The 8,423-nt window shown below is 46.5% G+C and carries 6 protein-coding genes and 1 rRNA gene; all 7 read right to left on the reverse strand.

The window, feature by feature from the left end:
• Positions 1-5: 5 nt before the first annotated feature.
• Positions 6-1,373, reverse strand: a complete 1,368-nt coding sequence (radA, locus tag M3629_RS27600) for a DNA repair protein RadA (RefSeq protein ID WP_251512079.1) — start codon at positions 1,371-1,373, stop codon at positions 6-8.
• 293 nt (positions 1,374-1,666) lie between these two features.
• Positions 1,667-4,129, reverse strand: coding sequence for an ATP-dependent Clp protease ATP-binding subunit (locus M3629_RS27605; protein WP_251512081.1), 2,463 nt, complete (start codon positions 4,127-4,129; stop codon positions 1,667-1,669).
• A gap of 193 nt (positions 4,130-4,322) precedes the next feature.
• Positions 4,323-5,393, reverse strand: coding sequence for a protein arginine kinase (locus tag M3629_RS27610; RefSeq protein ID WP_251512091.1), 1,071 nt, complete (start codon positions 5,391-5,393; stop codon positions 4,323-4,325).
• Between the two features lie 28 nt (positions 5,394-5,421).
• Complete coding sequence (locus tag M3629_RS27615; protein ID WP_251512083.1) at positions 5,422-5,940, reverse strand: UvrB/UvrC motif-containing protein; 519 nt, start codon at positions 5,938-5,940, stop codon at positions 5,422-5,424.
• A gap of 31 nt (positions 5,941-5,971) precedes the next feature.
• A complete protein-coding gene (locus M3629_RS27620; RefSeq protein ID WP_090924702.1) occupies positions 5,972-6,433 on the reverse strand; it encodes a CtsR family transcriptional regulator in 462 nt (153 codons plus the stop codon).
• A gap of 497 nt (positions 6,434-6,930) precedes the next feature.
• Positions 6,931-8,115, reverse strand: coding sequence for a GNAT family N-acetyltransferase (locus M3629_RS27625; RefSeq protein ID WP_251512085.1), 1,185 nt, complete (start codon positions 8,113-8,115; stop codon positions 6,931-6,933).
• Between the two features lie 207 nt (positions 8,116-8,322).
• Positions 8,323-8,423: ribosomal RNA gene (gene rrf / locus M3629_RS27630) — 5S ribosomal RNA — on the reverse strand; the annotation flags it as partial.

An 8,423-nucleotide genomic window follows, 5' to 3' on the forward strand; every position in this document is an offset into this window, starting at 1 on the left:
GCCCCCTAATCTAAAGCAACCGCTAGTGCATCTGCCACGGTATTCACACCGATCAGTTGTATCCCGCGAGGATGTTTCCAGCCCTTTAAGCTTTTTTCTGGTAAAATAACTCGTTTGAAGCCGAGCTTTGCGGCTTCTTTCACACGTTGTTCCGCCCTGGATACGGCACGAACTTCACCGGTGAGGCCAATCTCCCCAAAGATGACATCATCTGGCTTGGTTGGCACATCTCTCAAGCTGGAAGCAATACTGACAGCAACAGCCAGATCGACCGCAGGCTCATCCAGCCTTACCCCGCCAGCCACGTTCAGATAGGCATCCTGTGTCTGCAGGAACATACCCATACGTTTTTCCAGCACCGCTATAATCAGATTCAAACGATGATGATCTATCCCTGTTGCCATCCGGCGCGGAGATGGAAAGTGTGTCGTTGAAATCAAGGCTTGCAGCTCTACCAGCATTGGGCGTGTGCCTTCCATACTTGCCACAACCGTAGATCCTGCTACACCAAGTGGACGTTCAGATAAAAATAATTCTGAGGGATTACCAACTTCCCGAAGGCCATCTTCCCCCATTTCAAATATGCCAATCTCGTTAGTGGAACCGAAACGGTTCTTCACCGCACGAAGGAGACGATACGTATGATGCCGCTCTCCTTCGAAATAAAGCACACAGTCCACCATATGCTCCAGCATACGCGGACCAGCAATGGCACCTTCTTTGGTAACATGCCCTACAAGAACCGTTGCAATGCCTCGGCCTTTCGCAATCCGCATGAATCTGGACGTACATTCCCTTACCTGTGCTACACTTCCTGGTGCGCTGGTAACTTCGGGCAGATATACGGTCTGAATGGAATCGATGACAAGAAAATGCGGCTGGATCTGATCCACCGCTTCCTCAACCCGCTCCATATTGGTTTCACACAGCACATACAGTTCCGGCGAAAGTGCACCGAGGCGGTCTGCGCGTAACTTCGTCTGCTTTACGGACTCTTCTCCGGACACATATAAAACACGCAACCCCGAGTGGGTCAACGCATGAGAAGTCTGTAACATTAGCGTTGATTTCCCAATCCCCGGGTCGCCCCCCACCAGGACAAGCGAACCTGGCACAATGCCGCCGCCCAATACACGGTTCAGTTCCCCGATTCCAGTCTGTACCCGCGGCTCCTGACCGCTATCTATATCTATGATAGGAAGCGGTTTATCTTTACTGTCAAACAAAGGAGAATTTCTCCCTTGTGTTTTGACTACCGTTTCAGTTTCTTCTAACATCGAATTCCAGGACTGACAGCCAGGACATTTCCCGTACCATTTGGGGGCTTCATAGCCACATTCCGTACATTGAAACTTGGTTTTTACTTTGGCCACTTCAGCACTCCTATTTGATATTTTATTTTATAGTAGCATTTTGCATTATTCGACAAAATTTACTCATTGCCCTGACATACAGGGTTAATAAAAGTTTACCATTGTTTGAGATTTTTCGTAAAGGATTATCGCAAACTTTACACATGTTCCTCATCCAAATCGCTCATCTCAATGAATTCTTCACACATCCCCTTTATTTATTCGCACATACGAAAAAACCTCCCCGGGCAAAACCGGGGAGGTTTTACATATGCGCCTAGCTGAATTCATTCAGCCAAATCTATACGTCATATTTATTTCGTTTCAATCTCCTCATTGGATGGAACGGCTGCTTCCTTTTTCGTTACAGACAATGCACCATTCTCTTCGTCGATGAGTAAGGAATCCCCTTTGGTCACATTACCTGTAAGCAACTCTTCAGACAATTTATCTTCAATGTGCTTCTGGATCGCACGGCGTAGCGGACGTGCACCGTAAGCAGGATCAAAGCCAGCTTTCGCCAAGAAAGCCTTAGCGTTATCTGTAAGCTCAAAATCAACCTCGTATTCATTAAGGCGTTTGCGTAGATCCTCACTCATCAGAGTTACAATCTCAGCGATGTGTTTCTCTTCGAGAGAGTGGAATACGATGATTTCATCGATCCGGTTCAAGAACTCAGGACGGAAGCTTTTCTTCAGTTCATCCATCACTTTGCCCTTCATGTTATCGTAATCTGCACCTGCATCCACTACGGCTGTAAACCCAAGAGTGGAATTACGTTTGATCGCTTCTGCACCCACGTTGGATGTCAGGATGATCAGGGTATTACGGAAGTCAACAACACGTCCTTTGGAATCGGTCAAACGACCATCTTCGAGCACTTGCAGCAAGATGTTGAAGACTTCAGGGTGTGCCTTTTCCACTTCATCCAACAGGACAACGGAGTACGGTTTGCGACGAACCTTCTCTGTCAACTGACCGCCTTCTTCGTATCCAACATAACCCGGAGGCGCTCCGACCAATCGTGCAGTAGAGTGTTTCTCACCATACTCGGACATGTCAATCCGGATTACAGCATTTTCATCACCGAACATCGCTTCAGCAAGTGCGCGAGCCAGCTCAGTTTTACCTACACCTGTAGGGCCAAGGAAGATGAATGAACCCATTGGACGTTTCGGATCTTTAAGTCCTGCACGTGCACGGCGAACGGCGCGGCTAACCGATTTAACAGCTTCATCCTGACCGATTACACGTTCATGGAGAATGGACTCCAACGTCATCAAACGTTGCGTCTCTTCTTCCTTCAGCTTATTCACCGGAATTCCTGTCCAGTTGGCTACGACTTGAGCGATATCCTCTGGAGTAACTTCGGAATCGGTACGACCTTGTTTTTCCTTCCATTGATTTTTCGTTGTATCGAGCTCTTCACGAATCTTTTGTTCCGTATCACGCAGCGCAGCTGCCTTCTCGAACTCTTGACTCTGAACCGCGGCGTCTTTTTCCTTACGGATATCTTCCAGACGGCTCTCCAATTGTTTCAGGTTTGGCGGAATCGTATAAGAGTTCAATCTTACTTTGGATCCCGCCTCATCGATCAAGTCGATCGCTTTATCCGGTAAGAAACGATCTGTAATATACCGATCCGACAATTTGACAGCTTGCACAATCGCTTCGTCCGTAATTTTCACACGGTGATGCGCTTCGTAACGATCACGCAGACCATGCAAAATTTGAATGGCTTCTTCCGGAGATGGTTGATCCACTGTAATCGGTTGGAAACGACGCTCTAGCGCAGCATCCTTCTCGATATATTTGCGGTACTCATCCAGTGTCGTTGCACCGATGCACTGTAATTCTCCACGAGCAAGAGCCGGTTTCAAGATGTTCGATGCATCAATCGCGCCTTCTGCGCCACCCGCACCAATCAGTGTGTGCAACTCATCAATGAACAGGACAATGTTGCCCGCCTGACGAATCTCATCCATGATTTTTTTCAATCGATCCTCGAACTCACCACGATATTTGGTTCCAGCAACAACCGAACCCATATCCAGCGTCATTACACGTTTATCACGCAATGTTTCGGGAATTTCGTTTGCAATAATTTTTTGGGCAAGCCCCTCGGCAATTGCTGTTTTACCTACACCCGGTTCACCGATCAATACCGGGTTATTTTTGGTACGACGACTCAATACCTGAATAACACGCTCGATTTCCTTGCTACGACCAATAACCGGGTCTAGGTTATTCTCTCTGGCATACGCCGTCAAATCACGAGCGAGGCTGTCCAGTGTTGGTGTGCTTACATTGGCAGGTGTGCCGTTATGGCTTGAAACAGCTTCACTGCTGCCGAGCAATTGCAGTACTTGCTGACGAGCTTTGTTCAAGCTGATGCCAAGGTTATTGAGCACACGTGCCGCAACCCCTTCACCTTCACGGATCAATCCGAGAAGAATGTGTTCTGTGCCAACATAGGTGTGGCCTAGTTTACGCGCTTCATCCATAGACAATTCAATTACTTTTTTCGCACGTGGCGTATATGCAATGTTCGTAGGTTGCTCTTGGCCACGGCCAATCAGCGTTTCTACTTCATCCTGAATTTTTTCCAATCCGAGTCCCAGGCCGATCAGTGCTTTGGCAGCAATGCCTTCACCTTCACGAATGAGGCCGAGCAAAATATGCTCCGTACCGATGTTATTGTGACCGAGACGGACAGCTTCTTCCTGCGCGAGTGCGAGCACCTTCTGGGCCCGTTCCGTAAATCTTCCAAACATCATATCTCCTGCACCTCCATGGTTTTGGATAAAACGAGGGAATTCAATTTTATGGATAACCCTTCGTATTCTTCATATCATTTTTGTTTGCAGCCATGCTGCGAATAAAATCATTGGTGGCTTCAATTTAAATGGAAGCCTGTTATATAAAAGCCGCAGATGCGGCATGAAACCAACAGTAGTATATCAGGAAAGTTTAACCAGAACTTTTAGTTGCATTGATCGTATCACGAATTAATTGAGCACGGTAGATGTCACGCTCATCCGTACGCATATCCCCGAATGTTTTTTGTAAAAAACCCGGCTGGGTCATCACATTCAACTCATTCATTACTGGAATCGACAATCCTTCCAACAAACCAAGATCTACGCCTAGCCGAACATCCGACAAACGTTGCGCTGCTTCCTTCGTGTCTACAATCGCTGCATGGGACAAAATGCCGTAGGAACGCATCACTCGATCCGTAATACGCAGTCTGGAATCGGTAATGAGTCGTTCTCTTGCTGTACGCTCATGACCAATCATCTGTAAAACAACACCGTGGAGGTTGTCGATTACTTCCTGCTCCGTCTGTCCAAGTGTAATCTGATTGGAAATCTGGAACAAGTTGCCCATCGCCTCGCTACCCTCACCATAAATCCCTCGAACCGTTAATCCCACTTGAGACACGGCACTGAGGATACGGCCAATCTGCTGAGTCATAACCAAAGCGGGAAGGTGCATCATAACCGATGCCCTGACACCTGTTCCAACGTTGGTTGGACAACTGGTCAGATACCCTCTGCGGTCATCAAACGCATAATCCACGTGCGCTTCAAAAGCATCATCTATAGCGGAAGCTTTTTCCCAAGCTTCTTTCACTTGGAACCCCGGATAGAGGCACTGGATACGCAGATGATCCTCTTCATTAATCATAATGCTTACCGATTCATCCTCACTAAGGATTACGGCTCCGTTGGTTGATTCATTCGCCAGACTCGGACTAATCAGATGCTTTTCCACCAGCACACGCTTGTCGAGTTCGTTAATATCGATTAGATCGAGTGTAGTAAAATCACCAAAGGCGTGTACGTCATCGTACTGAAGTACTTCGCTCAGCTTATTCAGCACCTCTTCCGATTGCTCATCCGAAGCCAGCATTGGAAACGGGATATGCTGAAGGTTACGCGCAATCCGGACACGGCTGCTGATCACGATCTCTGAATCGGCAGCAGCACTGCGCATCCAGTCACTGAGCGCCTTCTCTGTAAAACGCAGATTAGGCATCATGCTTCCCTCCTACTTATGACAAACTTTACTCTTGAGCTATTTCTTTTTCAAGTTCCCGGATCTGGTCACGAATCTGAGCGGCCTCTTCGAACTCTTCTTGAGCAATGCTCTGCTGCAGATTTTGTTTCAGATCGGCAATTTGCCGTTTCACCTTAATACGTCCGCCTGCTCTGGCAGGAACTTTACCCACATGAGTTGTACTTCCATGCACTCGCTTGAACAAAGGGTCCAGACGGCTATCAAAGTATTTATAACAGGAGCTACAGCCAAAACGGCCAACTTTGCTGAACTGGGCATACGTCATGCCACATTCTTCACATTGTAGCGTTTTAGCAGGAGCAGCACCTGAACTTTTGCCTGCCGGATCAAAATCGAGTATTCCTGATAGCAGATTGTGAATAGAAAATCCTCCTGCTGTTCCAGGAATCATCTCTCCTTTCTCACGGGCGCATGATTCACAAATATGAAATTCCGTCTTCTCTCCATTTACAATTTTCGTGAAATGAAGTGTAGCCGGACGTTTATTACATTCTTGGCACAGCATACAGATGTACCTCCTTTGATCCCGATAGTTTTCATTTACCGAGCAAAGATATTAGCATTGCCTTTAACATTCTGGCACGAATTTGATCCCGGTAAGGAAGTTTGACCATAAGAACCTCTCTCGACACAGCCGCACGCATCAACCCGGCTTCCCGCTTACTTAAGAAACGCGCTTCTTCCAGTTGATAAATCAAGCCTTCCGCAGCAGTCTGTCCAATCTCGTCACCAATACTGTGATGCAGATGGTTGTGCAGGGCGGATTGGGCAGGTAATTCAATGCGTTGTATACGAACATATCCACCACCGCCACGTTTACTCTCGACGAGATACCCTTTTTCAAGAGTGAAACGAGTGCTGATGACATAATTGATCTGGGAAGGTACACATGAAAACTGATCTGCCAGATCATTACGCTGAATTTCAATCATTCCTTCGGGACTTTCATGCAAAATACCCTTCAGATATCGTTCAATAATATCAGAGATATTACGCATCCAATCATCCTCCACTGTCTGAAACGTTAAGTCAATAAGGACCACACGCCCCCACAGAGTACACCTTCTCCACCCATTTAACCACTCAGAGAAACAGCGAATCTTGCTATCTCAAGTGTTAAACAGGAGAACAAAGGAAGCACGAAGGTCCTTGAATATCCCCTTGATCTTCCAATGACATGTTCCAACTTACGGTACTTTTCATTAGAGAGCAGTAAGAAAGCTTCAAATCATATCGTAGGTAAAATAAATAGCACACATAAATTAGAATCATGTGGATTTAACCTTGAGTTGACTTTGACTTTCTTTGACTTTATATACATTATAGCATATTTTACTGTTTTGCCAAGTGGGGACACTATTCATTTTTTACGATTTTACACGAAATATTCGCCTGACACAAAAAAACCTCTCCCGGACATCGGGAGAAGTTCTGTTTGCTTCCAATTACGCTGCGTATCTGTTGGAATGAGGTCGTTCTCGATATAGACTGTCGTTCAAAAGAAATCAAGCAAATAGGTTTCACGCTCAGGAACTGCCTTTTCCAACGCTTCGATTGCGCTCACCGGACCTTCCAATCTACCGATCTGTGCCATCTCTGCCGGTCTACGATAACCCATTAATACGGCGGAGAGGGATTGAATACTGAGACGAATCGGCTGATTCAGCTGACCCCCATCATCGGATTTAGCCTTTTTCCATATTGAAGCGGTTCCGTTCATAGCCACATTTAATTCCCACACGCCTTCGTTCCATGGAGCGTGTGAATCCTTAACCTCAATGCAAATCTGTACGGGCGAATCCTGACTCGCAAAAGGGTACTGCGAAATGAACTGCTCCACGCTCACGATTCGTGCCATGAAGTAAGGCACTACCTCTTGCCCAATCCGCGGATTGTCCAATTGAAATGCAAGCAGATCGCTTGCAGGTGCCTGTAAAGTTACTTCATCAATCATGGAATCGTGATTAGCAATGAACGTCCAAAGTCCTCGTCTGGACTCTTCATTCAAATGAATGAACTCACCGATGGTAAACTTACTTTCCTTGACTTCGTAGAGGACATAACCTTGCGGTACTCCTACCTCATCATAGTAAACAGCACGCTGGCTGCCTTTTTTGACATAAACAGAATTTTCCCACCACGCATCATCACGATTCAAAGTCCCATTGTAGCGCGCAGCATAAGCATCATACACCTGCTTCAATTCTGCAAGCTCAGCATTTCCACGTTTGATCGTGCCTGGTGTCAGTTGCTTGGCCGGCAGTTGAGCCGTAGACAATTTGTATTTCTTATATTCAACATAAGTTTCCCAGCCATACTTTCGATAAAAGGAAAACGAAAACGGATGCAGGAAAGATACACTTTGTTTGTTCCGATTCATTTCTTCTAGTGCGTATGTCAACAACTCTGCTACCCAGCCCTTACGCCGATATTCCGGCCATGTCGCTACACCCGCGATTCCACCCATTTCAAAGGACCTTCCATGGATATACGTCTGAAAAGGAATAATCTGAAGCTTCGCACCAACCTGCCCATCCGCATAGACACCCAATACATTATGCTTAGCAAATTCCTGACGCCGCTTCTCCAACTGATCCTCTGTTAATTTAAATTGAAAAGCATACTCGGAGAGCGCCATACAAGCCTCATAATCATCGATCGTTAATTTGCGAAGTTCCATACTAATCTGCACCTCATTCTCTTCTAATGTAAGCCATTCTGTTCAAAGCCCAGTTGGGCCCTTTTCTTACATTTGAGTGTCTCAAAGGTTCTCTTTAAAGTCAAACAAGAGATGTAACGTTCACATCTCCTGAATCATAATGTCTTCTGAATTTTAATATATAACAAAATAAAAACCACCGCCGAACATCATCGGCAGTGGTTCTTTGCTTGGCGGCGTCCTACTCTCCCAGGACCCTGCGGTCCAAGTACCATCGGCGCTAGAGGGCTTAACGGTCGTGTTCGGGATGGGTACGTGTGGAACCCCTC

The sequence above is a fragment of the Paenibacillus polysaccharolyticus genome (assembly GCF_023714295.1).
GTDB lineage: Bacteria > Bacillota > Bacilli > Paenibacillales > Paenibacillaceae > Paenibacillus > Paenibacillus polysaccharolyticus_A.

Coding starts and splice junctions, on each gene's coding strand:
- M3629_RS27605 (WP_251512081.1), bottom strand. CDS start 4,129: ATGATGTTTGGAAGATTTACGGAACGGGCCCAGAAGGTGCTCGCACTC.
- M3629_RS27610 (WP_251512091.1), bottom strand. CDS start 5,393: ATGCCTAATCTGCGTTTTACAGAGAAGGCGCTCAGTGACTGGATGCGC.
- M3629_RS27615 (WP_251512083.1), bottom strand. CDS start 5,940: ATGCTGTGCCAAGAATGTAATAAACGTCCGGCTACACTTCATTTCACG.
- M3629_RS27620 (WP_090924702.1), bottom strand. CDS start 6,433: ATGCGTAATATCTCTGATATTATTGAACGATATCTGAAGGGTATTTTG.
- M3629_RS27625 (WP_251512085.1), bottom strand. CDS start 8,115: ATGGAACTTCGCAAATTAACGATCGATGATTATGAGGCTTGTATGGCG.